20 protein-coding genes are annotated in these 24,587 nt (G+C 60.2%); 11 read left to right on the top strand and 9 right to left on the bottom strand.

The features are described 5' to 3' along the window. Nucleotides 1-29: 29 nt before the first annotated feature. Nucleotides 30-2,204, bottom strand: coding sequence for a bifunctional (p)ppGpp synthetase/guanosine-3',5'-bis(diphosphate) 3'-pyrophosphohydrolase (locus KQI84_06445; GenBank protein ID MCB2154507.1), 2,175 nt, complete (start codon nucleotides 2,202-2,204; stop codon nucleotides 30-32). 344 nt (nucleotides 2,205-2,548) lie between these two features. Between KQI84_06445 and KQI84_06440 the strand changes: the two genes are divergently transcribed. Then, nucleotides 2,549-3,712 (top strand): hypothetical protein, encoded by a 1,164-nt coding sequence (locus tag KQI84_06440; GenBank protein MCB2154506.1) that lies wholly within the window; start codon nucleotides 2,549-2,551, stop codon nucleotides 3,710-3,712. A gap of 21 nt (nucleotides 3,713-3,733) precedes the next feature. Further along, entirely contained in the window at nucleotides 3,734-5,935 is a 2,202-nt protein-coding gene (locus tag KQI84_06435) for a hypothetical protein (GenBank protein ID MCB2154505.1), read from the top strand. Between the two features lie 16 nt (nucleotides 5,936-5,951). Here the strand turns inward: KQI84_06435 and KQI84_06430 are convergent, their stop codons facing one another. The 7 genes from KQI84_06430 to KQI84_06400 all read right to left on the bottom strand — a co-directional run bounded on the left by KQI84_06430 (nucleotide 5,952) and on the right by KQI84_06400 (nucleotide 14,723). After that, nucleotides 5,952-6,914 (bottom strand): endonuclease/exonuclease/phosphatase family protein, encoded by a 963-nt coding sequence (locus tag KQI84_06430; protein ID MCB2154504.1) that lies wholly within the window; start codon nucleotides 6,912-6,914, stop codon nucleotides 5,952-5,954. After that, the gene (locus KQI84_06425) at nucleotides 6,857-9,190 is read right to left on the bottom strand and encodes a glycoside hydrolase family 31 protein (GenBank protein MCB2154503.1); all 2,334 of its coding nucleotides are present in this window, start codon (nucleotides 9,188-9,190) and stop codon (nucleotides 6,857-6,859) included. The genes KQI84_06430 and KQI84_06425 overlap by 58 nt, the downstream gene beginning before the upstream one ends. Further along, nucleotides 9,187-10,782, bottom strand: a complete 1,596-nt coding sequence (locus KQI84_06420) for a hypothetical protein (protein ID MCB2154502.1) — start codon at nucleotides 10,780-10,782, stop codon at nucleotides 9,187-9,189. Before KQI84_06420 ends, KQI84_06425 begins: the two co-directional genes overlap by 4 nt. Beyond that, nucleotides 10,779-11,765, bottom strand: coding sequence for a hypothetical protein (locus KQI84_06415; GenBank protein ID MCB2154501.1), 987 nt, complete (start codon nucleotides 11,763-11,765; stop codon nucleotides 10,779-10,781). The genes KQI84_06420 and KQI84_06415 overlap by 4 nt, the downstream gene beginning before the upstream one ends. After that, nucleotides 11,762-12,172, bottom strand: a complete 411-nt coding sequence (locus KQI84_06410) for a (deoxy)nucleoside triphosphate pyrophosphohydrolase (protein ID MCB2154500.1) — start codon at nucleotides 12,170-12,172, stop codon at nucleotides 11,762-11,764. The genes KQI84_06415 and KQI84_06410 overlap by 4 nt, the downstream gene beginning before the upstream one ends. Nucleotides 12,173-12,176: 4 nt before the next feature. After that, on the bottom strand, nucleotides 12,177-13,889 hold the full coding sequence (locus tag KQI84_06405; protein ID MCB2154499.1) for a ribonuclease J: 1,713 nt from the start codon (nucleotides 13,887-13,889) through the stop codon (nucleotides 12,177-12,179). Between the two features lie 126 nt (nucleotides 13,890-14,015). Further along, entirely contained in the window at nucleotides 14,016-14,723 is a 708-nt protein-coding gene (locus tag KQI84_06400) for a DUF1579 domain-containing protein (GenBank protein MCB2154498.1), read from the bottom strand. Nucleotides 14,724-15,116: 393 nt separating this feature from the next. Between KQI84_06400 and KQI84_06395 the strand changes: the two genes are divergently transcribed. The 8 genes from KQI84_06395 (at nucleotide 15,117) to KQI84_06360 (ending at nucleotide 21,999) form a co-directional block, all read left to right on the top strand. Next, complete coding sequence (locus tag KQI84_06395; GenBank protein MCB2154497.1) at nucleotides 15,117-15,638, top strand: prepilin-type N-terminal cleavage/methylation domain-containing protein; 522 nt, start codon at nucleotides 15,117-15,119, stop codon at nucleotides 15,636-15,638. Between the two features lie 10 nt (nucleotides 15,639-15,648). Continuing rightward, nucleotides 15,649-16,248, top strand: a complete 600-nt coding sequence (locus tag KQI84_06390; GenBank protein MCB2154496.1) for a hypothetical protein — start codon at nucleotides 15,649-15,651, stop codon at nucleotides 16,246-16,248. Between the two features lie 32 nt (nucleotides 16,249-16,280). Further along, entirely contained in the window at nucleotides 16,281-17,996 is a 1,716-nt protein-coding gene (locus KQI84_06385; protein MCB2154495.1) for a hypothetical protein, read from the top strand. A gap of 4 nt (nucleotides 17,997-18,000) precedes the next feature. Further along, entirely contained in the window at nucleotides 18,001-18,423 is a 423-nt protein-coding gene (locus KQI84_06380; protein MCB2154494.1) for a hypothetical protein, read from the top strand. A 135-nt stretch (nucleotides 18,424-18,558) separates the two neighbouring features. Next, a complete protein-coding gene (locus KQI84_06375; GenBank protein MCB2154493.1) occupies nucleotides 18,559-19,368 on the top strand; it encodes a hypothetical protein in 810 nt (269 codons plus the stop codon). A 114-nt stretch (nucleotides 19,369-19,482) separates the two neighbouring features. Then, nucleotides 19,483-20,499: a TIGR00341 family protein gene (locus tag KQI84_06370; protein ID MCB2154492.1), complete on the top strand. Its 1,017-nt coding sequence runs from the start codon at nucleotides 19,483-19,485 to the stop codon at nucleotides 20,497-20,499. A 28-nt stretch (nucleotides 20,500-20,527) separates the two neighbouring features. Continuing rightward, a complete protein-coding gene (locus KQI84_06365; protein MCB2154491.1) occupies nucleotides 20,528-21,148 on the top strand; it encodes a hypothetical protein in 621 nt (206 codons plus the stop codon). A gap of 215 nt (nucleotides 21,149-21,363) precedes the next feature. Continuing rightward, the gene (locus KQI84_06360; GenBank protein ID MCB2154490.1) at nucleotides 21,364-21,999 is read left to right on the top strand and encodes a DUF4126 domain-containing protein; all 636 of its coding nucleotides are present in this window, start codon (nucleotides 21,364-21,366) and stop codon (nucleotides 21,997-21,999) included. A gap of 72 nt (nucleotides 22,000-22,071) precedes the next feature. Here the strand turns inward: KQI84_06360 and KQI84_06355 are convergent, their stop codons facing one another. After that, entirely contained in the window at nucleotides 22,072-23,040 is a 969-nt protein-coding gene (locus KQI84_06355; GenBank protein MCB2154489.1) for an SDR family oxidoreductase, read from the bottom strand. A gap of 189 nt (nucleotides 23,041-23,229) precedes the next feature. Between KQI84_06355 and KQI84_06350 the strand changes: the two genes are divergently transcribed. Beyond that, complete coding sequence (locus tag KQI84_06350; GenBank protein MCB2154488.1) at nucleotides 23,230-24,501, top strand: serine hydroxymethyltransferase; 1,272 nt, start codon at nucleotides 23,230-23,232, stop codon at nucleotides 24,499-24,501. Nucleotides 24,502-24,587 lie beyond the last annotated feature (86 nt).

The raw sequence follows: 24,587 nt of genomic DNA, 5'->3' as shown, positions 1-24,587 counted from the left end.
GGGAACTGGGCAAGTTGAAGAGCGGCCGTTTAGACGGGCCGATTGGTGCGTTCGGCCTTGATGACGTTTCGGACCTGGCGAATCGAGGCCAGGACTTCTTCCAACTGCGTGATGTCGCTGACATCGACTTCGAAGCGCAATGTGGCCGTCCCTTTCCCTTTCTGGGATCGGGTATGGCACGCGACGATGAAGATGTTGTGTTTGGAGATTTCTCGCGTGAGGTCCATCAGCAGCCCTGCGCGGTCGAAGGTTTCGACGCGGAGGAAGACGGTGTGGCTGATCGGTCCTTCGGTATTCCAGACCGCCGGTAGAATGCGCTGCGATTCGCCTTCCTGGTTTCGGAAGCGCGAGACGTTCGAGCAATTCCGGTGGTGAACGGTCACGCCCCGCCCGCGGGTGATGAAACCGACAATCGGATCGCCTGGGATCGGGTTACAGCAATTCGCGATCTTGATCGGCATGTCGTCGATGCCATCGACGGTGATTGCACCTTGCTTGCGTTTCGGGCGCTTGCGCGGGCTGCGCGACTGGCGCGGCTTGGACCACTCCGGGTTCATGCGCGTCAGGGCGGCCTGCGGGCTGATGCTGCCGAAACCAATCTCTGCCAGCAAATCGTCGATCGTCTGGAGACGGAACGGCTCCAGGAGCGTCTCCAGGTGCTTGTCCAACTCGCTCTTGGTGACGTCGATGTTGCGTTCTTTGAGGAGACGGTTCAGCGACTCGCGACCGTCGGTGACCCAGCGCACCATCTCTTTCGACTTCAGCCAGTGCTTGATCTTGCTGCGAGCGCGCCCGGTCACAACGACGTCCAGCCAATCGCGGCTGGGGTGGCCGGTCTGGCTGGTCTGAATCTCAACGACATCTCCGTGGGTCAATGTTGTCCGGAGACTGACCATGCGGCGATTGACGCGCGCGCCCACGCAACGCTCGCCCACTTGCGTGTGGATGGCGTAGGCGAAATCGATCGGCGTAGCGCCGGCGGGAAGTTCGATCACGTCGCCGCGCGGCGTGAAACAGAGCACGACATCCGCGAAGACGTCTTTCTTCAAGCCATCCAGGAAGTTCGACGGGTCAGTGGCTTCCGTGGCCCAATCTGCCAATTGCCGCAGCCACTGAAGGCGCTTATCGATGCTCTGATCGATACGGCCTTCCTTGTACTTCCAGTGGGCCGCGATGCCGTACTCGGCAACGCGGTGCATGTCCTGTGTGCGAATCTGAATCTCGGTAACCATACCCTCGAGACCGATCACTGTCGTGTGCAGCGACTGGTACATGTTGGGCTTCGGCATTCCGATGTAATCTTTGATTCGGCCTGGAACGGGATGCCAGATGGAGTGAATCTGTCCGAGGATTTCGTAACACTGTGCTTCGGTCTTGCACAAAATACGCAGTGCGTTGAGATCGTAGATTTCTTCGAAGGTCAGGCCCTGGTTGCGCATCTTGCGGAAGATCGAGTAGAAGTGCTTGCTGCGACCTTTGATGTCGACGTCGTCGTGGCCAAGTTCTGAGAGGTAGTTGCGCAGGAAACCCATGCTCTTCTGCAGGTGCGTCTCGCGCTCGATCTTCTTCTTGGCGATCATCTTCGAGAGTTGGCGGTATTCGTTCGAGTAAATCCAGTACATCGCCAGGTCTTCGAGCTCCGTCTTGATACGCACCATACCCATTCGATTGGCAAGCGGCGCATAGATGTCGAGGGACTCGCGCGCGATGGCGATTCGGCGGTCCGGCGGCAAGGACCGCAATGTTCGCATGTTGTGCAGGCGGTCGCAGAGCTTGATGATGATCACGCGGATATCGCGAGCCATCGCCAGGATGATCTTGCGGAGGTTTTCGATCTGGTGATCGCGGGTTGTGTCGAAGTGCATCCGGCTGATCTTTGTCACGCCCTCGACGAGGGTCGGGACGGGCTCGGGGAACAGCTCATGCATGTTCTCGAGGGTCAGCTCGGTGTCTTCGAGGACGTCGTGCAGGAGGCCGGCGGCGATGGCTGCGGCGTCCATGTTGATGTCGCACAGCATATGCGCGACGGCCAGGGGGTGCTCGATGTAGGGCTCGCCGGATTTGCGACGTTGATCGGCATGCAGTTTCTCGGCGACTTCGAAGGCGTGGCGCACGAGATCGCGGGCCCCGGGTTTGTCCGGGGTCTTCTCGATGAGGGCAGCGATGCTCTCCTCGATGGAGTTGTTCTTCGCGTCCGGCGACATGACGTCTCTCGCAAAATACTGGTCGAAATGGGATTCGACCTTGCCCTGGAGCCCTCCCTTGGCGCCCCTTGGGTATAGTCGCTGGCCTTGCAGCGGCTACGATTGCAACGTAGCTTTTGACAGGGCTTGGTCCCTGTAAAGCCCAATTCCGGGGGCATTCGATCTGAACACGAAGCCCTCTACTCGGGATCGGAATGCAAAATCCAGCCCAGACTCTTGCGACCCTGGCTCCTCTGCCGGCACGACGGCTGTCCCCCGCGCGGGCGGAAGCGATGTTCAGCCAACTTGCTGAACGAGGGTACAACACGGTCGCTTTGCCGGTCATGTCGGAAGGGCACTTTCGAATGACTCCGGCGAAAGGTCGGAAGAAGGAAGCACGGGGGCCGCTGATTTCGGCACTCAAGCAGGCCCGGGAGCATTTTGACGGCTCCGTCTGGCTCTATGCTGATCCACTGACAGCCACCAATAGCTCGACGGGAGAACTGTCGCGTTTTGCCCGGCGACACCGCAACTGGCTGATGTGGAACACCCACAACAGCCTGGTCCCGCTGGGCGAGGATGGGATGCGTCCGCTGTTCTCCTGGGTGAATCTGGATTTCCGGAGAATGCTGGGCGACTGCCTGGTGAGCATGGCTCAGCAGCATCCGATTGGCGGAATCGTCCTGGACCTTCGCCACGTCCCGATTGCAACCGACGATCCGCAGTCTTGGTTCTGCTGTGCGTTCTCCAGCCAGCGACGCGTCGAGGAGACGCTCGGATACAACCTGGAGAGACTGCTAGCGGTTGGCTCGCGGGAAGAGATCGCTGAATGGCAGGATTGGGTCTGGAATGAGTTGCGGTGCTTCATCGAAAGCCTGAAGGCGCGCGTCGAGGCCGTACGCTCGGACTTGTGTTGGCTCATGCTGGTTCCGTCGCCGGCGGATCGTCCGATCGAGCATTCCCCATGGATGGAGTGGTTTGCCGAGGGGCTGGTGGCGGAATTGGCCGTTGCCTCGGATGATTGGGGAGCCGGGTTCCTGAGCGCTTTCGATCGCATCGATCGGACCGCCGGTTCGCGCCTGCCCATCATGCCGGTGCTGGCCAACGAAGGCGCGGCGGTCTCCTATGCGGATCGGCTACGGATGCTGCCTGCCACGGGGTATTGGGTGTGGGAACCGGATCTGGATGGGACCACCGACTTGCCAAAGGTCCCTGTCGAGTGGGACGGCACGGGAGCGCTGGAGGACGATCCAGAGGAGGCCGCACTGGCGTTGACCGAGTACATTGCGAAGGAGCTCGGCGATGAATCGCGCGTGGGGAAATTCTATCGCCGCATTCATCACTACCTGGGCGAGTTCGATCCCGATCCCGTATCACTCAGCCGTCTGATCGCCAGCGTGAACCGTACGGAAGAACGCATGGCGCTCGGCGAAGTCGATGTGCCCGTCGATAAGAAACACCTCCAGCGCGAGATCGCACTCGTCAGCCGAATGCTGCACCTGATTCATCCCGCCGTCGCCGTCACGTGATACCCCGCCAAGAGACTTGCCGTGCCGTCACCTTTTGAGAATCCAAGACAAATCGTGCTCGCACGGATTGCGATCGTCGTCGGCTTCTTCGTGCTGGCGTGGGTTCAGTTGTCGGCGTTCGTTCATGATCGCCCCGACGGCGAGTGGTTTCTCTTCGGAACGGATACGGTTGCCCACGATGCCGTGGTGCAGATGTGGGTTTGGGATCAGGTTCGCAGCGGCGGTGGAGAAATTCCTCTGTGGATGCCGCCGCTGAAGGGCGGGCTCCCAACAGTCGGCGCGTTCTTGTGGACGCCGTTTGCGCCATCGTTGTGGTTGCATGCGATTCTCGATTTTCCGCTGGCTCAACGACTTCAGTTTGTCATCGCACTGTGGTGGGCGGCGCTCGGCGGGTACTGGTTGGCGCGTGTGTTGGGCATGCGGCGCAGCGTTGCCCTCGCTGTCGGGATCGGCTTCGGTTTATGCGGGCACGTGGTCACACTGATCCACGCGGGTCATCTGCAGAAGGTCCTCGCGTTGGCGTGGATGGGATGGTTCGCCGGAGGAATGGTCAAGGCGCTGGCCGCGGAAAGCGACTGGCGCGATGGACTCGTGGGCACGGCAGCGGCGGCGTTGGCGCTTGGCGCTGCGTTCCTGTCGGGCCATCCGCAGATTGCTTACATCATGGCAATGATGGCCGGTGGGCGCTTCATCTACGTCCTGGCATTCGGTGGTTGGAGAGCAGGTCGCTGGCGCGCAATGGCAGTGCGCCTGGTGCTGATCTGGGGGCTCGGTGGCTGCGTCGGGGCTGCGCAATTGCTTCCCGGAATGGAGATGAGCGCACTCTCAAACCGGGGAACTGGCGTCGAGTTTGCCGAAGCGGTAGAGACGAGCTACCCCTCGCTCGAAACGTTGGAACTGATTCTGCCGCGATTCCTTGGCGATAATTCACGGGCCGGGCATGGGCAGTACTTCGGCGGCTGGGGAGAGCGCATTGTCTCCGACTACGCCGGCGTGGCGCTGGTGTTGTTGGCGCTGGTGGGGATTCTTTCAGGACGGAGGAGGGAATGGGGATTCTGGGCGGCAATGGCCATTGTCTCCCTTCTTGTAGGACTTGGTGACTCCGTCCCTCTTTATCGCGTGCTGTACGAGTTCTGGCCAGGAATGAAGAGCTTCCGCTCGCCAGGAACATTCATGGCGGCGATGGCGCTGGCACTTCCAGTCATGAGCGGTTTCGGACTCCAGTTCGTCATCGGGTTTCTTCGGCGAGAGCATCCGCGGCGTCAAACTGCCATGATCGCCTTCGCGTTGCTCGCCTTGTGCTCGCTGATCGGATTCCTGGCCCTTCATGACGGCGACTCCCAAACGGCAGCGGCGTTCACAATCGCCGCGATCCGCAGGTCGCTCCTTGTCCTGGCCATCGCGGGCGCACTGCTCCTCGCGGCACTTCTGGCCGCCGTGAAGATGCACGCCGGGTGGTTGCGTGCCGCGGCGGGATGCACGTTTGCGCTGCTCTTCGCGGTGGACTTGATGTCCGCGAATTCCGCGTTTCTCTTGGCGGTAGATTGGGATGATTACTCCGCGTATCTGGCGCCAAACGCCGTCGATGAATTCGCCGTAGGAATGACAGAGCCATGCCGCGTGCTGGAACTCGGACGCGAGCAGTCATTGCGGCCGATTCTGAACGGTCGAGATTCGATGCTCGGCTATCATCCGATCAGCTATGCCCAGTTCGAAGATCAACTCAACGAACTCGGGGCAGGCTCTTGGGATTGGCGACAGTTCTGGGGTGTGCCAGCGATCTGGTCACCACAACCATTGGAAGATGTTCCTGGGGTACTCGAGCAACGTCGTTTGAACTCAGCCCCGGGCGGGGTCTTGCTCATCAACGACCAAGTGCGTCCCATTCGATTCTCTGGAACTGTCGACGGGATATTCGAATGGCTTGAGCGTGGACCCAATCGCGAGGTGCTTCGGCTCGAAGTCGCGCAACCGGCAACGTGCTCACTGGCGGAAACAATTGCGCCAGGATGGCGCTGGCGCGTCGATGAGGGCGAGTGGAACATGGCACGAGACGTCGCGCTCAAACGCGACGTCTCGGTCGGTGCGGGAATCCATCGGATTGAATGGGAGTACCGCCCCTTCAGTTTCCAGTTCGGTGTGTTCTTGACCGGTCTGGCGTTCGGTGTGCTTTTTCTGCTTACAAGCTATTGCGCGCGGCGAGAATCTGGTTCACTGGAGTAGGATCTCCGCACCACCGTCAGAGTTCGAATTCAATGATCTGGCGACAGTGATCGGAGGCGTGTGCGTCGCCGAATCTTGAAAAGCAGGGACGCAGTTCCGGAGAGAAGAAGGCATGATCGAGTTGATAGATTGGAAATTCCGACGGCCATGAGGCCAGCCAGCCAAACGGCGCAGCAGCGCGATATGCGTCAGTGAGTTCCGAAGTCGTCCGCCGAAGATGCCAGGAACCTCGCGGTGTGTTGAAGTCGCCCACCAGAATCAGCGGCTTGCGTTCGAGTTTTAGAATCGCCCAGAGCTCGTTGTACATCTCGCGCGTGTCGAATCGCGGTGGCACGGGCATGTCGATCAGATAAACAGTGCAAGGCGTTCCTTCGATTTCGATCGTTGCACGGAAGACGCGCAAACGAGTGCGCGTCTCCAGTTCTTCCGATTCGAGGATCGGGAACCTTGTTCCGATAGCCATCTGACGGGTGGATGCCCACTGGGTCTCGTCGCCGAGGGCCTTCTGAAGAAATTCGGGCGGCTGTCCGCGGTAGGTGCCTTCCAGAATGCAGACAATGTCGGCATCGTCGCCAACGAGCGTCTCCGTGACTTTCTTCTCGCCGCGGTTGTAGGACATCAGATTCCAGGCAACGAGGCGAACCGGGCGGATGACTTCGCGCTCGCGATGAGGGAAGAGCGCTGGTTGCTCGCGCCAGAGCAGCATGACGATAAGGATCGGAAGCGCGATTGCAATGCCCAGCGCCTGCCGCTTGCCCGGCCGGGCGAAGAAAGCCGCCCCCAGCGCAACAAGCATCGGGAGCGGCAAAGGAATGTGGAAGTTCCACTCGGTGATGATCCAGCGATCTGCGAACATCCAGCGGGCGGCAAGACTGACCAGCGCGAGCCCCAACACGGCCCGCGCCGCCCATGCCAGGCGGCCTATGCGCCGTACTTGACGACGATCTCCAGGGCTGTCCGTTTCTCGCTGACGGTCCATTGAACGATTCCGCCTTCTCGCTCGAAGGCGACGTCCTTTCCATTGCAGGTCACCGACTGAACCGGGCGATCCGATCGGTGCAAGCGAATGGCCCACGAACGGCGCGGGCTTTGGAAATCACCTTCCGGCGCGGAGATCAACAGCTTCAACTCCTGATCGTTCTCCCAGCCGCCAAATCCGAGCCGGGCTTCCTCGCCATTACGCCAAGCCTGGGTCAGGCCGTCATCCTCGACCAGCCCACCGTGCAATTGATTGGCCGGGAAGACATCCAGGAACATCAGGTCCAGGCCGGCTTCGGCGGTGTTCTGGCGAACCGGGTGCATCGGGATCACGGCGCCGGCGCGCACGTAGACGGGCGGCGCGCCCAGCGGCGCGTCCTCGACGATCCAGCGACCGCCCTCGTGGCGCTTGTTCGACCAGTAGTGAATCCACTCCCCTGCCGGCAGATACACGGCGCGGCGTTCCTTGCCGTGCTCCAGAATCGGAGCGACCAGGAGATCGGCGCCAACAAGGAACTGATCGGCGATACGATGCGTGGTCGCGTCGTTCTGGTGTTCAAAAACAAGCGGACGATTAATCGGGGCGCCCGTCTCGCTGGCTTCTACGAAGGCCGTGTAGAGGTATGGCAGCAGTTGCATGCGCAGCTCAATCATGCGGCGAGCAATGCGCTCGACGTCCGGCCCGAAGGACCAAGGCTCCTGGTCAGCCGTGCCGGTCGCCGTGTGCGTGCGGCAGAAGGGCTGGAAGACACCCCATTCGATCCAGCGCGCGTACAACTCGCCGTAGCAGTCGTGGACAAAGCCTCCGATATCGCATCCGACGAACGGCACGCCGGTCAAACTCATACCGAGGTTGCTGCGTAGGTCGAACGGCATGCTGGCCCAGGTCGAGTGATTGTCGCCGGTCCAGACCATCGAGTAACGCTGCACGCCCGCCCAGCCGGAGCGAGTAATCACGAAGGGACGATCATTCGGACGCGCCGTCTGAAAGCCCTCGGCCGAAGTGCGCGCCATCGTCATGCCGTAGATCTGGTGGATGTGCTCGTGAGTACGATGCAGACCGAAGTCGTGCTGAATGACGTCGTTCGCCAACGTCTTCGCGCCGTCCTTCCAGTTCGACGGCTCGTTCATATCGTTCCAGATTCCGGAGATGCCGGGCTCGAGAAGGTGCTTCTCCTGGAACTCGCCCCAGCGCTTGCGGACTTCCGGATTCGTGAAATCGGGGAAGTGAACGTCGCCGGGCCAGACTTCGCCGATGAAGGGTTTGCCGGTCTCGGGATCTTCGACGAAGAACTCGTCGCGTTCGATGAAGTCTTTGTAGATGTGGTACTCTTTGTCGATCTTCACACCGGGGTCGACGATTGCGACGACGCGGAATCCATCTTCGCGGAGATCGTCCAGCATCTTCTTCGGATCGGGGAAACGCTCCGGGTCCCATGTGAAAACGCGGAAGCCGTCCATGTAGTCGATGTCGAGATAGAGCACATCGCACGGAATCCGACGGCTGCGGAACTCCGAAGCGATTTCGCGAACGCGCGCTTCGGGAAAATACGACCAGCGACATTGCTGGTTGCCAAGCGCCCAGATCGGCGGGCGCTCCATGCGACCCGTCAGATCGGACCACGCGGAGAGCAACTCGCGGATGGTGTCCTCGAACAAGAGCCAAACGACCATGTCGCCCTTGCCGGCTCGATAGGCGGCGACACTCGGATCGGACCAGCCGAGGTCGTAGTGCCCGCGGCTGGGGTTGTCCATGAACACGGCATGCGGAGGCGTCCCGTCCGGCCGCAGGTGAATCGAGAAGGGAATTTCCGTGTAGTAGTTCTGGCGCGGGTTGTGGCTGGGATCATCGGTGTTGGAGAAGGAGTAACGCACGCCTGCCTTGTCGAAGTTCTCGCCCGTTTCGCCGAGGCCGTAGACGCGCTCCGCTTGTCCGAGACGATAGCGCAGGACCAGACCTTCGTCGGTGTGTTCGATCGCGTCTTCCGCGGTGGAGAACCGCAAGTTCCCCTGGTGATCTTCGATGCGAAGCGAGAATGGATCGCGCTGCAGGCGAATGACCAGGCTGGCGGTCTTGAAAACGGCGACATCGCCTTCGTCGTCACGCTCCGCGTCGACGTCCATCCAAGTGTCGCAGGCGACGGCGTAGCTGACGTCCGGTTGAAGGGACTTCTCTGCGGCGATGCGCAACCGGACAAGTCGATCAGTGCCGATATCCAAAGCTGCCGCATGGCCGGCGATCTCGAACTCGATGGCGGTTGTCGGTTTGTCGTTCATCTCTCCTGCTCCCGATGTTCTTTGCGTTCGTAGAGTATCATGAATCCCGGCGTGGAGCCGAGCTTGGCGGCGGCGAATTCACGCGGCCAGCGAAAGAGCTCCGAATACTGCTCGTGGAAGGCGTCGGAATGCAAGAGCGCGTCGTCCGGTGCCCAGATTCCCCGCAATCCTTCCGCGTCATCGACAGCCGCGAGAAGGATGAAGTCGGGGGAACGCTTGAGGAGAGCGGATGTGTTAAAACTTTTACTCGGCGATTGATCTGCGCGCGGCAGGCCAGGCTGCGTCAGTCCCCCAAAACCCATCAAAGGACTAAGGCGCGTTGCCATCACGACAATCCCGGAATGGGATCGATATGGGATCGCTCCTGGTTCACTCAGCGCAATCGTCTGAGTTTCGTCGGCAATCGCGTTCAGGCTCTCGCCGACTTCGAGCAACTCGCGCTGGGGGTGCTCCCGATACCACTCGAGGGCCGCGTAGCCAGCAGTTCGTTCGCTGCGAACCTCAATAGGCGCAGACAGAATCAGGAAGCCTAGCAGAATCCAGGCGATGAAGACGGGAATTCGCTCCAGGCTGCGCCCGGCCATCAATGCCAGCAATGGCAGAATCGGAACGAGGTATCGCATACCTGGCAAATGGTCTCCGCCGGCGATTACGACGAACGCAAGATGCGAGAAACCTGCCAGTGCGGCCATGACAACAACCAGGTCGCGCCGAGAAGCAGACTTTCCAAGGCGGCGACCGGATGTCACGAACGCGAGAATCGACAGCGCAAGAATGAGGAGCGGTGCGCCGAGGAAGTAGCCGATGAGGTAGCGCGCTGCTCCCAGCAGGCTCATTGTGGAGTTCACAGGTTCATCGTCGAAGAGCAGATTCGCCGAAGAGCTTGATCGCAGCCCCCAGAGAATCGCGATGACCAGCGATGGAAGGAACGCGAGGATGATTCCCAACAAGAGGGGCCTCACGGTTGCCTTCGATTCGCTACTCCCGCGGTACAGAGTGGCGAACCCAAGCACTGGGAATATGATGCCCAGTCCTTCGGGTCTGGTCAGTGCAAGCGGCACGAGAGGAATCATCAGCCATGCGGGTGAACGTTTGCCTTCGGTCAATTGCGCGGCCATCAGCACGGTTGCGAGGAGAAGCGCGGTATAGAGAATCATCTCCATCCCGCCCATTGTCCAAACGGCGAATGGGTAGGAGATGGCCAGGATGATCGCAGCAAGCGGGCATTCGCCCAGATGCTTGCCATCCACTTTCCTTCCGATACCGAAGGAGAATAGTGCCAGGATCGCACCGCTGAGAATCACATTGAAGAGCCGGGCGGCCTCCAAGGGTACAAGACCCAGTTTAGTGACGGCGGCAATCAGAACTATCCAGAGCGGTCGGTTCGATTCATAAAAACCGCCGCCTTTGTAGATTGCAAAGCCGTTACCATCGAGCAGATTGCGGGCATATCGGAAGGCGAAGAATGTATCGTCCGTGACAAAAAACCGATACCGCCAGGCCATGGTTCCAAAGAGGAAGAGCGCGAAGGCGAAGTACGCCAGTTGGCGCTTGGGGACATCGAGGGGCTCGGTGTTGAGCGCTTGCTTCACGTGGCTGAGACGTCCAGTATTTGCTCCAGAAGATCGGCCCGCACCGTCGGCGTCGAGTTCTCCCCCGCCGCCCCCATGACGACGAAGGGCGGCATCTCCGAATGCCCGGCGGACTCTTTACCTTCAAGCCCGCGGTACAGGTGCACGACGTAGCCTTTGCGCTCGAAGATGCGCCAGCGCGGACCAGTCTGGATCTCTTCGAAATCTGATTCCAACAACGCCTTAGCGACGGCTTTATACCGGCGGGAGGAAAGGCGCGTAGCGATGCGCTCTTCAGGCTTCAGGGCCAGATGGAAGTACAGCGTCATGTAAAGGCCGTCGCTCAACTTCCGCACAGGGCAACAACCCATGTGATCGGCCACGATGCGGGCTTCGAAATCCAGATTCACGGAGTTCCCATGGGCAGAGACGCCCTGGGAACCGCAGTATTCGTCGACGAGCGGAAGGGGCTCGTCCTCGGCGATCGATTCAATCGAAATGCCGTCGGCGCTGGGAACGAGAAGTTGGAAGGCTGCTTCTGCGCCCTGCGCAGGGAAGGGGACTTCAAGCCCCTCCAGATCGTTGAGCGTCAGATTGCCGTAAACGAGATGCCCCGTCGCGGGGCCATCGAAGTCGAAGGCATCCTCGTAGTCTTCCTCGAAGAAGGACTCGACGGGCGTATCGGACAAACGAACCCACCAGATGGCCGGCTCGCCCGTCGCCGGCGTCGGGGCCTGGGCGGGAGTCGGTCCGAAGGGGGTCGCGAGGGCTTTCAACATCTTGTCGGCGTGATTGTACAGCTCTGCCTGCTTCTCGTCTTTGGCCACTTCGTTCAGGTACGAGGCGACTTCGAGCTGCAATTGGTTGTACGCATCCGTCTGCATGCGCGCGTAGAGGCGATGCACGTCCACGACAATCTTGCGCCAGTTGTAGACGTCCCAGATGCGGAGCCGATCTCCCTCGGGGACGAAGGTGACGTTGTCGGTGCCGAATCCGAGGCTCATTTTGCGCGGCGCTCCTCGACCCATTGCTCGACCAGCGGCCTGTCCGCCGGCAGCCAATCGTAGTCCAGGATCGTATCCGGTCCGGCCCAGTCGATCTGGCCGCCTTCGAGTTGACGCGGCTCGCCCTTGAGGACTTCCGTTTCGAAGAAGAGCAGGATCACCGTGCCGTAGTCGTACTTGTGGGAAAGGATGTCGTAGGCTTTCCCGATACGAACCTCGACGCCGAGTTCCTCGCGACACTCGCGCACGAGTGCATCGCGCGGGTCTTCGTCGCGATCGACTTTGCCGCCCGGGAATTCCCACTTGCCGGCTCCCCAGCCGCCGGGCGGACGCTGGTTCAGGAGCAACTTGCCATCGCGCTCGATCATGGCAGCAACCACGACCATATGTTGGTGGTTTGCTGTCATGGCATTACATCTCGAGGACGACAGGCAGAATGACCGGGAAACGATGGCTTTCCTTCTTGATCGAACGGCGCAGAACACGCTTCACGGCGGCCTGCAACTCGGGCTGATCGGTCCGGGTCTGGGGATCCAGATCGGCATAGGCCTCGAGCACGAGAGCCTTCATTCGTTCGAGCCCGATCTCCTGTTCTTCCTCACCCAGGAAACCGCGGGTGATGATCTCCGGACCGTTCAGGATTTCGCCGCTTTCGCGATCGACGCCAAGAATGACGACGATCATGCCATCCTGCGAGAGGTACCGGCGGTCGCGGAGCACCACTTCGCCAATGTCGCCGATTCCCTTGCCGTCCACCATCACGCGTCCGTGAGGAACCTTGCCAAGGATCTCCGCCGTCTCGGCGGTCAGCTCGAGGCAATCGCCGTCTTCCATCAAGAGCACTTCCTCGGGATCGAGTCCCTGCTCGAGCGCCAGATTGCAGTGCTCCTTCAAGTGACGGTACTCGCCGTGAACGGGCACGAAAAAGCGCGGATCGGTCAGGTTGATCAGATGCTTCATGTCGTCACGGTAGGCGTGGCCGGACACGTGGATGAGGGACATCTTCTCGTGGATGACGCGAGCTCCTCGGCGCGACAAATGGTTGATCATGCGATAGATCGGATTTTCGTTTCCAGGGATCATGCGGGCGGAGAGAACGACGGTATCGCCTTCCTCCACGTCGATTTCGCGATGGTTGCCCATCGACATGCGAGACAACGACGACATCGCCTCGCCCTGGCTGCCGGTGCAGAGGATCAGGCGACGTTCGCGCGGGATGTTCTTCGCCTGGCGCGGATCGTCGTAGTACTCGCACGGGATATCGATCGCGCCGATCTGGGAGGCGATGCGGATATTGCGCTCCATGTTGAGGCCGACTGCGATCACGGCTCTCCCATAGTCTGCCGCCAGGTTCAGGACATTTTGGATGCGGTGCAGCGATGAGGCGAAGGTCGAGATAATCAATGTCTCCGGCGCGGCACGGAAAATCGCTTCCAGGCCGGGGATGACTTCGCGCTCGGACGGACAGGAGCCTCGGCGGCTGACGTTCGTCGAGTCGCTGAGGAGGAGGAGAATGCCGTCTTCCTCTTCTTCGGCATAGCGCGCGAAGGCATAGTGATCGAACGCGATACCGTCCGGCGGATCGGGATCGATCTTGTAATCGCCGGTATGCATGATCACGCCAACGGGCGTGCGAATCGCAAGCGCCAGCGCATCGATGATCGAGTGCGTCACGGAGATCGGCTCGACCTCGAAGTTTTCGGAAATGCGTACGACTTCACGGGGGGTAAGCTCACGGAAGTCGGGAGCAAGCTTGTGCTCGCGGAGCTTCTCCTTGAGCATCGCAATGGTCAGTCGGCTTGCGTAAACGGGCACGTTCGGCAATTCCGGCAGGACGTAGGGCAGGGCGCCGACGTGGTCTTCGTGAGCGTGGGTCAGGACAATGCCGCGGAGCTGATCGGCGTGGGCCTCGACGTAGCTCATATCGGGTATCACGTAATCGACCCCGAGCATTTCTTCGTCGGGCATACGCTGGCCGCAATCGACCATCAGCAGTTCGCCATTTACCTCGAAAAGCGTGCAGTTCATGCCGATCTCGCCCAGGCCGCCCAGGGCCATCACGCGAACGGCATCGGATCTGGGGGGAAGGTCGAGAATCGGAGGAGTTGGTTTCGTCTTCTTCATAGGAAGGGAATTGGGCCCCCATGGGGCCCGAGAGTCAAGCCTCGCGCTGACCTGCCGAAAATGGAGAAGGCGGCGGATGTGACCGCCGCCCGGTATTGCAGGACTTTGTGATCCGGCCGTTTGGCCTTACTTCCTTCGCGTGTATTCGATCTGCATCGTGATGAATTCTTCGCCGTCCTGGCCCTTCACGTACATCCGTGTGACGCGGTGATCGTTATCGGGATGCTCCTCGACCATGCGCATGTGAACGTATTGGCCAGCCATGGGATCGTACATTTCGCCCTCGAACGTCATCGTTCCGGTCGCCTTATCCACGCTGCCGTCCATGACAGTCGGAACGGAGCTCGTCGAGTCAGCCCAGACAACGAAAAGCTCGTTCTTCTGAGTGTCGAACCCGATGATTCCGGCTCCCTGCATCGTCTGACCCATGAAGTCCATTTCCATCTCGGACTTCAGCCAGAAGGGCCCCATCATCTCATTGGTTTCTTTCCCGGTGGTCTTGAGGGGTGGTGCGCCCGGAGCCATCCACATCGTGATGGCGGCGTCCCACGTTCCCTCTGATTGTGCCAGGACCTTGTGTTCCGGGGCAGGCTGGGGGACTTCATAGTCCGCCATCATTTCTTCCATCTCAGCCATTTGCTGGTCCATGGCCTGCTTTGTCTTTTCGATGTCCTGATCCTTCAAGGCCTTGGCTGACTTGCGATGATGCTCGCCCGATTTCTCCATCATCTTCGTCGGCTGTGTTGTGGGGCGGGATTCCTGGGCATGCACGAACGTCCCGGCGCCGAGCACCAGAGCGAGAGTGAGCGTGGCAGTACCAATGAGCTTCTTCATCTTCCGAACTCCTTCGAACGGATTGGCCGTAATTCAGTTGGCGGGAATGGCGGTTTGAGAAGCAATTCCATTGCCAGCATATTAGCCGTATGACTCCCGATTGCCAAGGCTTGGTTCGTGGCCTGCGCTGCCTTTTTTTTGGCCAGACAATCGCACAGTTATTGTGCAGGTTGTATTTCTGCACCACCCGACAGAATCCCCTGCAAAGGCCTCTTCGAGGGCACAAATTCAACATTCATGGCCAGATTCTAAGCGCAAGTATTTCAACATTCTCCAAATACGTAATGTGACTCTTGCAAGGCCCCCTCACAGGCCTCTCAGTCAGAGGCATAGAACATGCGCATTTTTGGACCGTCACGAAATCGATCCTCAGCGATCAGGAGTTTGCAGACCATGCACGTTCGCCGTGCGCTTCCGTTCTCTCGAAGCCGCAAATCCGGCTTCTCTCTGATTGAAGTCATGTTCGCGACGGCAATTGTCGCCCTGCTGTTCATGGCCGCGCTGTCCGCGCTGTATATGCACCGCATCCAGGCCAAGAAATACCAGGAGCGAGCCGTCGTTCTCGACTTCGCCACGCATTACATCGAGCACCTGAAGGGCCTCCCGTTCTCAGACCTGCAACCGGGCTCGCCGATCAATCCGCTGTACGACGGACAGGATGGGGCCCCGGACATCCGCGTCCCGACGACAGACGATTGGGTTTCCTTGTCGAGCGACGACTTCGAGACCTTCCACCCGGAGCTTGTTCTCCTGGAAGCCCGAAACCCGGAAATCAGCGTCAGCATGACGACTACCCTGGATGGATCACGCGAGAAGACGAAACACGTCCGAGTGCGGATTCGTTGGGATTCACCGATGGGCAAAGGCCGCCGCATGACGGCTCAACTCGACATGACCCGATTCGTCGACGTGTAGGAACAGAGAGATGATGAAGAAGAGAAATCGACTGGCAATGACCCTGGTGGAGGTCGTGATCGCATCCACAATCGGCGCGGTGGTGTCGTTCGCCACGGCGTACCTGGTTCTCGAGGTCGCCCGGGAGCAGAAACGCGGCCTCGTCGATGCGCAGGCGAACTCGATCGCAGTGAAGGTGCAGGACCGGATCGAGCGCACGATGCGCTCCATGAGCCGCAGCGACAGCATTGCGTATGGGCAGCCGGTGACACTGGACGATGGCTCGAAGGTCTACCGCACGGTCGTGATGTCGAGCGGCATCGGCAATCCATTGGAGAGCCTGACGTTCGATCCCGACGCGCAGACGCTGACCCACGATCCGAACCGCGCCGTGGCTAACGACGAGATCGTGCTGGCCAAGAGCGGTCGCCTGACCAAATTGCGCGACGTGCATTTCGCACCGTCCATGAAGGCGGGCGGCGTCCCCGATAATTCGACAGTCAACGTTTGGGTGGAATTCGACGACAACGGCGCATCCGGACGAAAATCCTTCGACGAGACAGAGGACCGCTACGTCGTGAAACCGACGCGGGTTGTCCGATCTTTCACCGTAACATTCCGCAACCACTGAAATCGATATCGATACTCGTAAGGACGAGGTGAATGATGAGCAGGATGGTTGGAAACTTGAAGCGAAGGGCCGGGTCGGCGATGCTGATCGCGCTGGTCTTTACCGTGATCCTGAGTGCCACGATCGTCGGCCTGGTGCAGTTGAGCTCGCACCGGCTGAAGATGCAGTACGATCGCTGGGATTGGCACGAGGCCTACTACCACGCAGAAAACGGATTGAACTGGGTGTCGCAGGTCATCGCCGATGCCGACGAAGGCGGCAATACCGCGGCGTTCCTGGGGCACTACTACGGCCCGGGCGAGCCCACCGAAGATAGCGACTTCCAGGCGGCGATTCCGTATGCCGGCAACCTGGAGAATGCACACCTGGAGGATATGTGGATCACCGTGGAGAACCATCCGAACGGTATCCACAATATGTACCTGGTGACCTGCTCTGCAAAGGTCGGCGACAAGATCCGGACATTGCAGTCCGAAGTGCAGAAGGACCCTCCGAGCCGAGTGTTCGATTACGAGTACTTCCTCAATAATTGGGGCTGGTGGTGGGGTTCATCGATCACCGGCTATGGCGACAACCGCGCCAACTGGGACTTCGACTTCCGCTACGATCCGCGCGTGAATGGTCACGTTCTGGCCGGTGGGAATATCGAGGAAGACTCCACGCCTGTCGACCCGTTCAGCGGCGAAGCGCCGTTCCGCGGTCTGGCCGGCGACGATCCGCTGACGTACGTGCACTCCGGCGTGCCGCGCTTGACGATGCCGAATCTACTCGATCTGTCTTACTACGAAGACAAGGCCGTCGATGAAGGTGGCACGATCGTCCAGGATGGCAACGTGCTCGTGAACGCGATCCAGGACGATGCGACGCAGCCGGGCCTTTACCTGAAGGGAACGGACTCGAAACCGATCGAGATCAACGGTCCTGTCGTCGTTCCGGGCGACGTCGTGATCAGCGGCAAGATCACCGGCCAGGGAACGTTGTATGTCGGCGGCAGCCTCTACGTTGCGGGCGACATGACGTACTCCAATCCGCCGGACTTCAGCACGGCCCCCGCCATGATGAATAACGAGGATCGGGACGACTGGGTCCAGGAAGCCAATGAAGGCGATAAGGACCTGATCTCCTTCGCGGTGCGCGAGTCGGTCTTCGCCGGCGAAGTGAACTCCAGCGAATGGAAGAGTCGCTGCTTCAATCCGAGCGGCTATGGACTGAAGTACGTCGGCGATGAGCGGAACCTGGGTGCCGATGGGATCGCACACACGCCCGACGACGGCCAGGATTACCTGGATACAAACGGGGACGGAGTCGCCGACAGCGCCTGGTACGATGCCGACGAAGACGGCACCGTGGACTTGGCGTACAACTACGACAACGACATCAAGATGACGACGTCGCGCGCCCGCGATATCCTGAACTATCCACTTCAAGCCGATGGCGTGACGCCGAAGAACTTCAACGATCTCTCCACGAACAGCATGAACAAGGTGGATGGGGTCATCTACACCAACCACGCGGCGGCCATGCGCCTCGGCTCGAGCAATGCGGTGATGCACGGCGCGCTGATCCTGCGCGACGAGGCGATCATCTTCACCAGCACGCTGAAGTTCTACTACGATCCGCGCATCCACAGCCGCTACAGCAACGATCCGAATCGCTATATCGACCTTGGCCTTCCGATCGCAGAGCGCGTTCGGCTGGAGACGTTTGCAGAGATCACTCCCGTCGAGGGGTATTATGATGCGGGCTGATAGAATGCTGAAACGAATGGAGCGAATCTGCTCGCTTTGCCTGCTCGTGAGCATGCTGGCACTGCTCGCGGCGCCGATCATGGCTGTCGATCCGCTGCCGGAAGAAATCGAGAACGCCCCGCTGGATGTCCGGGAAGCGTACATCAATCAGCAGGCGGAGGAATCGCTGCAGCGGAAGATCGAGGTTGGCAAGAAGCGCTACGAGGAACGCCAGGAGAAAAAGAAGGAATGGGCGCAACACCTGCGCGCCACGGCGGATGTCCGCCGGGAGGAACTCCGCCAGGAGATGGCCGCCCGCGAACGCGAAATCGATCGGTCTGAGAATGCGGTGCGCATCTCGCTCGCCGTAACGGTTCTGCTGATCGCGGTCGGCAGCGCCGGCTACGGTATCCACCGTGTAATGGCCCCGGGATCTCGCACGCCGTAGTCGCCTGCCCCAAGCAAGCTCCTCAACCCCGCTCCCCCCTGAGGCTGTTCCCGACCGCCTGGCCCAGGGGGGAGCGGTTCGTTTGCGAATGTGCGAGTTTCCTTGCGCCGCCGCGCGCGATCGGCGGTTCTGGTAATGGACTATCTACGGGATACGATGCAGATGGTGAAGATCGCTCTTCTAATCATGTGCCTGGCCGCCTCAGCCGCTCTCTTGACTGTGGTCGCGCGACTATCGAGAAGGAGAAGCGGATCGTCTCGGGCAGAGAGCAGGAATCTGCATCCACTCGTCGAGCGACTTGAAGAGAGTGGCTACTTCCGCTACGTGGCCGTCGGAGAACTGGAACAAGTTAGGCGGAGAATCCAGTTGGAGAGAAATGTCTACATTGAGGGCGTGGAGCGCTACTTTGCAGCAGATGCAGAGTCGCTCTGCGAGGATGGTGTCCTAGACTTCCTTGGTGAGGCCGCCCCGTTTCTGAGCTGGCAAGGTGTCCATGTTCCAGTGAGGCATGAGCCCGTGAATCTTATTGAGAGGAATCCTCGGAGTGGCGCTGTCGCTCCTTCCCGCCAGAAACGTCCAGTCATCGATGATGAGATTCCAAATGGGGCTGGCGGAAACTTCATCCGTCCGATTGTCGGGGATTGCGCCGAGGATGGCGATCATTACACGGTCACCATAGGAAATGTCAGTCAAGTTATCTGGAACAGCTCGATGACGGATGTGCAGTGTTGGGAGGCAGGGCACTGTCACACGATCTTGATTTTGAACAAGCTGCTGGAGAACGTTGGCTCTGAGGAGCGTGCCTATGGCCTTCTGGGTGGCAATGACGGGGGGATAGTGTTCCTCACGCCAGAGCAGTACCGAATCCTTCGCGAGGCTCCGGAGTTGGATGAGTGTGATCGTCCTTGGGAGGCCTACAAGGTGGAGGGGACTCGAGGAATCTAGTCGGCATAGAAACGAATCGACGATGAACTGTGAGCATCGAGCGCGTATCGAAACCTGCCGGCTCGGAACTACAGTATTTCGCCACAAGAACCTACAAAACGTCGAGGAACTCCAATGAGTCTGCGCATGGTGGAATTGGTGACCCCGGCCACGGATGGTCGGGAGGAGGTGACGCGGCTCGAGGAGGAGCTGCCGATCATCGGCATCTGGCGCGAACCGCTGGACAACGATCTGAGTCTCCTCCGCGTGCTCGTGCGCAGCGAAAGCTCCGAGTCTGTGCTCAATGAGCTGGAGACGCGGTACGGCCATACACCGAATTTCCGGCTCGTGATCTTCGAAGTCGAGGCGACGCTCCCCCCGCCCGTGGTCGAGAAACCGGAGCCGCATGAAGACGCGGAGGAGTCGAAAGAGGAACCGCCCCGGGACCCCCATCGCATTGCGGTTGCGGAACTGGTTCAGAAGCTCTCCGAGAGCGCAGTCGCGAATCGAATCTTCTTTGTCACGGTCCTGCTCTCGACGATTCTGGCGACGATCGGGCTGGTGCGCGACAATGTGGCTGTCATCATCGGCGCGATGGTGATCGCTCCCCTGCTGGGGCCGAATATGACGTTGGCGCTGGGAACGACGCTGGGGGACACAAAGCTGGTGAGAAACTCGCTGCGCGTGAACGCGATCGGCTTTGCGATAGCGTTGGCGATGGCCGCGATTGTGGGCGCTGTGCTGCCCTTCGATGCCTCCCTGCGCGAAATCGACAGCCGCACCTACGTCGGGTTGAGCGACGTGGTTCTCGCGCTCGCCGCAGGCAGCGTTGGAGCACTCGCCTTCACGACTGGGCTGTCCTCGGCGCTTGTCGGCGTCATGGTGGCCGTCGCGCTGCTGCCGCCGCTGGCCACGACGGGGCTGCTGGCCGGCGCGGGCAACTGGCAGGGCGCGATGGGCGCGCTGCTTCTGACGACGATCAACGTGGTCTGCATCAACCTGGCTGGCGTGGCGACATTCCTGTGGCAAGGCGTTCGTCCGCGGCACTGGTGGGAATCGGAGCGGGCGAAACGCATGACCCGCTGGGCCGCCACGCTCTGGGCCGTCATGCTGGCGGTACTGGTACTGCTGATCTACGTGGCGCGGGAGTGAGGCCTGAAGTGGCAAGGAGGAGTGCAAAGTGACGATCGAAGAGCTATGCGAATGGTACTACGAGGATCTTGACGGGTATATTGATGCCATAATCCGTGAGAGAGCCGGCTCGTTGACTCTGCTTTTCTCGGCCAAGGAGAGCCCTGAGACCCAAGTTCGCCGGTACTTGGAGTTGGGGTGTGACGAAGTACTCGCATGCAGCATGTGCGTCTCCTCCGAATATGTTGAGTCCCTGGCGATCTACGAGGATCATCCGCTCCTGGAGGCCTATTGCAGTCGTCGAGCTCAGCTGAACTATGTGTCGCCTCCCGAGGATCCATTCGCGGTTTGGGGTCGTTTGCACAAGGCCCAGCAGGACTTCCTCGATCCTCGGTTCCTGCTGAACATGCCATCCTTCATCAATGAGAAATGCAACTTGAGAAAGCCAGCTGGTGTCGTTGCAACTGGCCCCCTCGAACTACTGGAGACATTCGCAGAGGCTGTTGAGCCCGTGCTGAGCACAACGATCTCGAATTGTGGGGATGAACGCGAAGGCCCCAAGCATCTCGTCCTGATCGTCGACGATCAGTTCGTAGTCGCGCGGAGCTTCTCGGTCGCTCAAGTCCAGGACGATCAGTATGCTCTCTGGCGCCGATTGATTCGAAGATGATCTGGATCAGCAATCGTTCCTCCTGCCGCGCATTGGTTCGGCACGAATAATCTCCACCTCCCAATGATCGAGCGGCAATCGACACTTGTATCCACGATCTCCCATCGGAACCGCCGCAATCGCCGGATCAAACTTTTTCCTGTGAAATCGAGTTGAATAGAACGAGAAGCAAGCCGTATAAAGGAATAGAAAGCTGGGAAAGGAGCCCCCCGACGATGGAAGTCTTTGGAACTTTGGCCCTGGCCCTGGGAGCCAGTTGGTGTGCGGGTATCAATCTGTACGCCACTGTCTGTGTCCTCGGGTTGATGAGCCGATACACGGGTTTCGACCTGCCGCCGGACCTGATGGTGCTGGAGCACACGTGGGTCATCGGCGTCGCAGGCGTCATGTATTGCATTGAATTTGTTGCAGATAAAGTCCCGGCTGTCGACTCCGCCTGGGATACCGTCCACACGTTCCTGAGGGTACCGGCGGGCGTTGTGATCGCCGCCATGGCGCTCGGGGATGTGCCCATGGAGCTCCAGGTAATCGCCGGTATGGTCGGCGGTACGCTGGCGGCAACGGCCCACACGACGAAGGCCACAACGCGCGTGGCGGCCCATTCGACGGGGACTTCGCCGATTCTCAGCCCGATCATCAGCGTCGGCGAGGATGCCCTGGTGGTCGGAACTGTGGCGCTGATCGCAGCCAATCCGGTCCTGTCGCTGTTCATTGTGGCGCTGATGATGATCGCGGCGTACTTCATCCTGAAGACCTGCTGGAGAATCACGCGAAGCGTTTTCCGCACTCTCTTCCCCTTCCTGAAGCGCCTCCTCGGCGCGCCGCATCCGGACTCGGCGGCCCCCGCCTGATGCTGGTTGTTATGAATGCAGAAGCCCCCCGCCGATCGGCGGGGGGCTTCTTCTTTGAGTCTGTTGTCTGGATTACAACTCGCCTTCGCGGGTGGCCAACTCGGGGTGCTCTTCCAGGCGCTTGCGGAAGAATTCGACCGTCTTGGCCATGCCTTCCTCGAAGGGCACCTTTGGCTCCCAATCGAGGATGCGTTGGGCCTTGGCGATGTCCGGCTGGCGAATCTTCGGATCGTCCTCGGGCAGCGGCTCGTTGATGATTTCGGACTTCGAGCCGGAGATCCGGATGATACTCTTTGCAAACTCGTTGATCGTCATCTCGTGCGGATTGCCGATGTTGACGGGTTCCTTCTCGTCGGAGAGCAGCAGCCGCAGAATGCCATCCACCAGGTCGGAGACGAAGCAGAAGCTGCGCGTCTGCTTGCCGTCGCCAAAGACGGTGATGGGCTCATTCAGCAGCGCCTGGCGGATGAACGTCGGCACGACACGGCCGTCGTGCAAACGCATGCGCGGGCCGTAGGTGTTGAAGATGCGGACGATGCGCGTCTCCATGCCGTGGAATCGCTGGTACGCCATCGTCAGTGCCTCGGCGAAGCGCTTGGCCTCGTCGTACACGCCGCGCGGGCCGATCGGGTTCACATTGCCCCAGTAGTCTTCCTTCTGCGGGTGGACGAGCGGATCGCCGTAGACCTCGCTGGTCGAGGCCAGCAGGAAGACGGAGTTCTTGGACTTCGCCAGGCCGAGGGCCTTGTGGGTGCCCAAAGAACCGACTTTCAACGTCGGGATCGGGGCTTCCAGGTAGTCGATCGGACTGGCCGGTGAGGCAAAATGCAGGATGTAGTCGACCTCTCCCTCCAGGTACAGGTAGTTCGTCACGTCCTGCTTGATGAAGGTAAACTTCTCGTCGCGGATGTGATTGATATTGGCGATCTTACCGGTCAGCAGGTTGTCGATGCAGATGACTTCGTGGCCGCGGGCCAACAGCGCATCGCAGAGGTGGCTTCCCAGGAATCCGGCGCCGCCGGTGACGAGTGTACGAGGCATGATGCTGTCCTGAACGTTTCGGGTGGTCTGATTGCGCGGTCTGCGCTGGATCAGACCCAACCAGCAGGGCCCCTCGGACGCCAGCAAAAGTTTACGTGTGGGTCATTGGCGGGCTTTCCCTTTGCGTCCGCCGCAGGGCGTAATGTCATAGTCCCCGGGAAGGTCAATTCACCCAGAGGATGAGCGAAAGTGACAGTTACCGGAGAACCATCTTCCAGCCTCGATGCCCAGGATCCCCAGGTCTTCAAGGCTCTTTCCGCCGAGTTGAATCGCCAACGCACGACCCTGGAAATGATCGCCAGTGAGAATATCGCCTCCGATGCCGTGTTGGAAGTGACCGGCTCGGTTTTCACGAATAAGTACGCCGAAGGTTATCCCGGCCGCCGGTACTACCACGGCTGCGAACTGTACGACGACATGGAGAACCTGGCTCGCGAGCGCCTGAAGGAACTGTTCGACGCCGAGTACGCCAACGTCCAACCGCACAGCGGGACAACGGCGAACCAAGCGGTCTTCCTGGCCGTTTGCCAGCCCGGAGACACGGTTCTATCGCTGTCGCTCGCGCACGGCGGGCACCTGTCTCACGGCCACAAGGTCAACATGGCCGGCAAGCTCTACAACATCGTCCAGTACGGCGTTCGCAAGGACACGGAACTGATCGATTACGACGAAGTGGCGGCGCTGGCTCGCGAGCACAAGCCGAAGATGATCATCACCGGCGGGTCGGCCTATCCGCGCCTGATCGACTTCGGGAAGTTCCGCGAGATCGCCGACGAGGTCGGTGCGGTCTTCCTGGTCGACATGGCGCACTTCGCCGGCCTGGTCGCGGGCAAGGCGATTCCGTCGCCGGTGCCTATCGCCGACATCGTGAGTTCCACGACGCACAAGACTCTTCGCGGTCCGCGCGGCGGCCTGTTGATCTCACGCGACAAGGAACGTTTCGCCAAGGACATCAACCGGTGCGTGTTCCCCGGGCTGCAGGGCGGTCCGCTGATGCACATCGTGGCAGCGAAGGCCGTTGCGTTCGGCGAATGCCTGAAGCCGAGCTTCCAGACGTACGCGAAGCAGGTGATCGCGAACTGCAAGGTGCTGGGCGAGACGCTGGTGGAGGGCGGCATGCGCCTGGTCGCCGGCGGAACGGACACACACCTGGTGCTGGTCGATTTGACGCCTCTCGGTGGCGTGACGGGCAAGGCCGCGAGCGACGCGCTCGAGAAGGCTGGCGTCACGATCAACATGAACATGATTCCGTTCGACACGCGGAAGCCGACCGAGTGCAGCGGCGTGCGCATCGGAACGCCGGCGCTGACGAGCCGCGGTATGGGCGAAGCGGAAATGCGCACAATCGGCGCATGGATCACCGAGGTGATCAAGAATGTCGAGGACGAGGGAACGATCAAGAAGGTGCGGCAGCAGGTCGAGGAGTTGGCCTCCGGCTTTCCGCTGCGCGCAAAGGAATAGCGATTGCGTCGAATGATGAGCGGCCACCGGAGCGAATTCGGTGGCGCCCATCTTGCTCGACCATTCCGCAGAGCAAATAACGAAAC

Source organism: bacterium (assembly GCA_020444065.1).
In the GTDB taxonomy this organism is placed as follows: Bacteria; Sumerlaeota; Sumerlaeia; order SLMS01; family JAHLLQ01; genus JAHLLQ01.
This window is presented reverse-complemented; position numbering and strand designations above follow the sequence as displayed.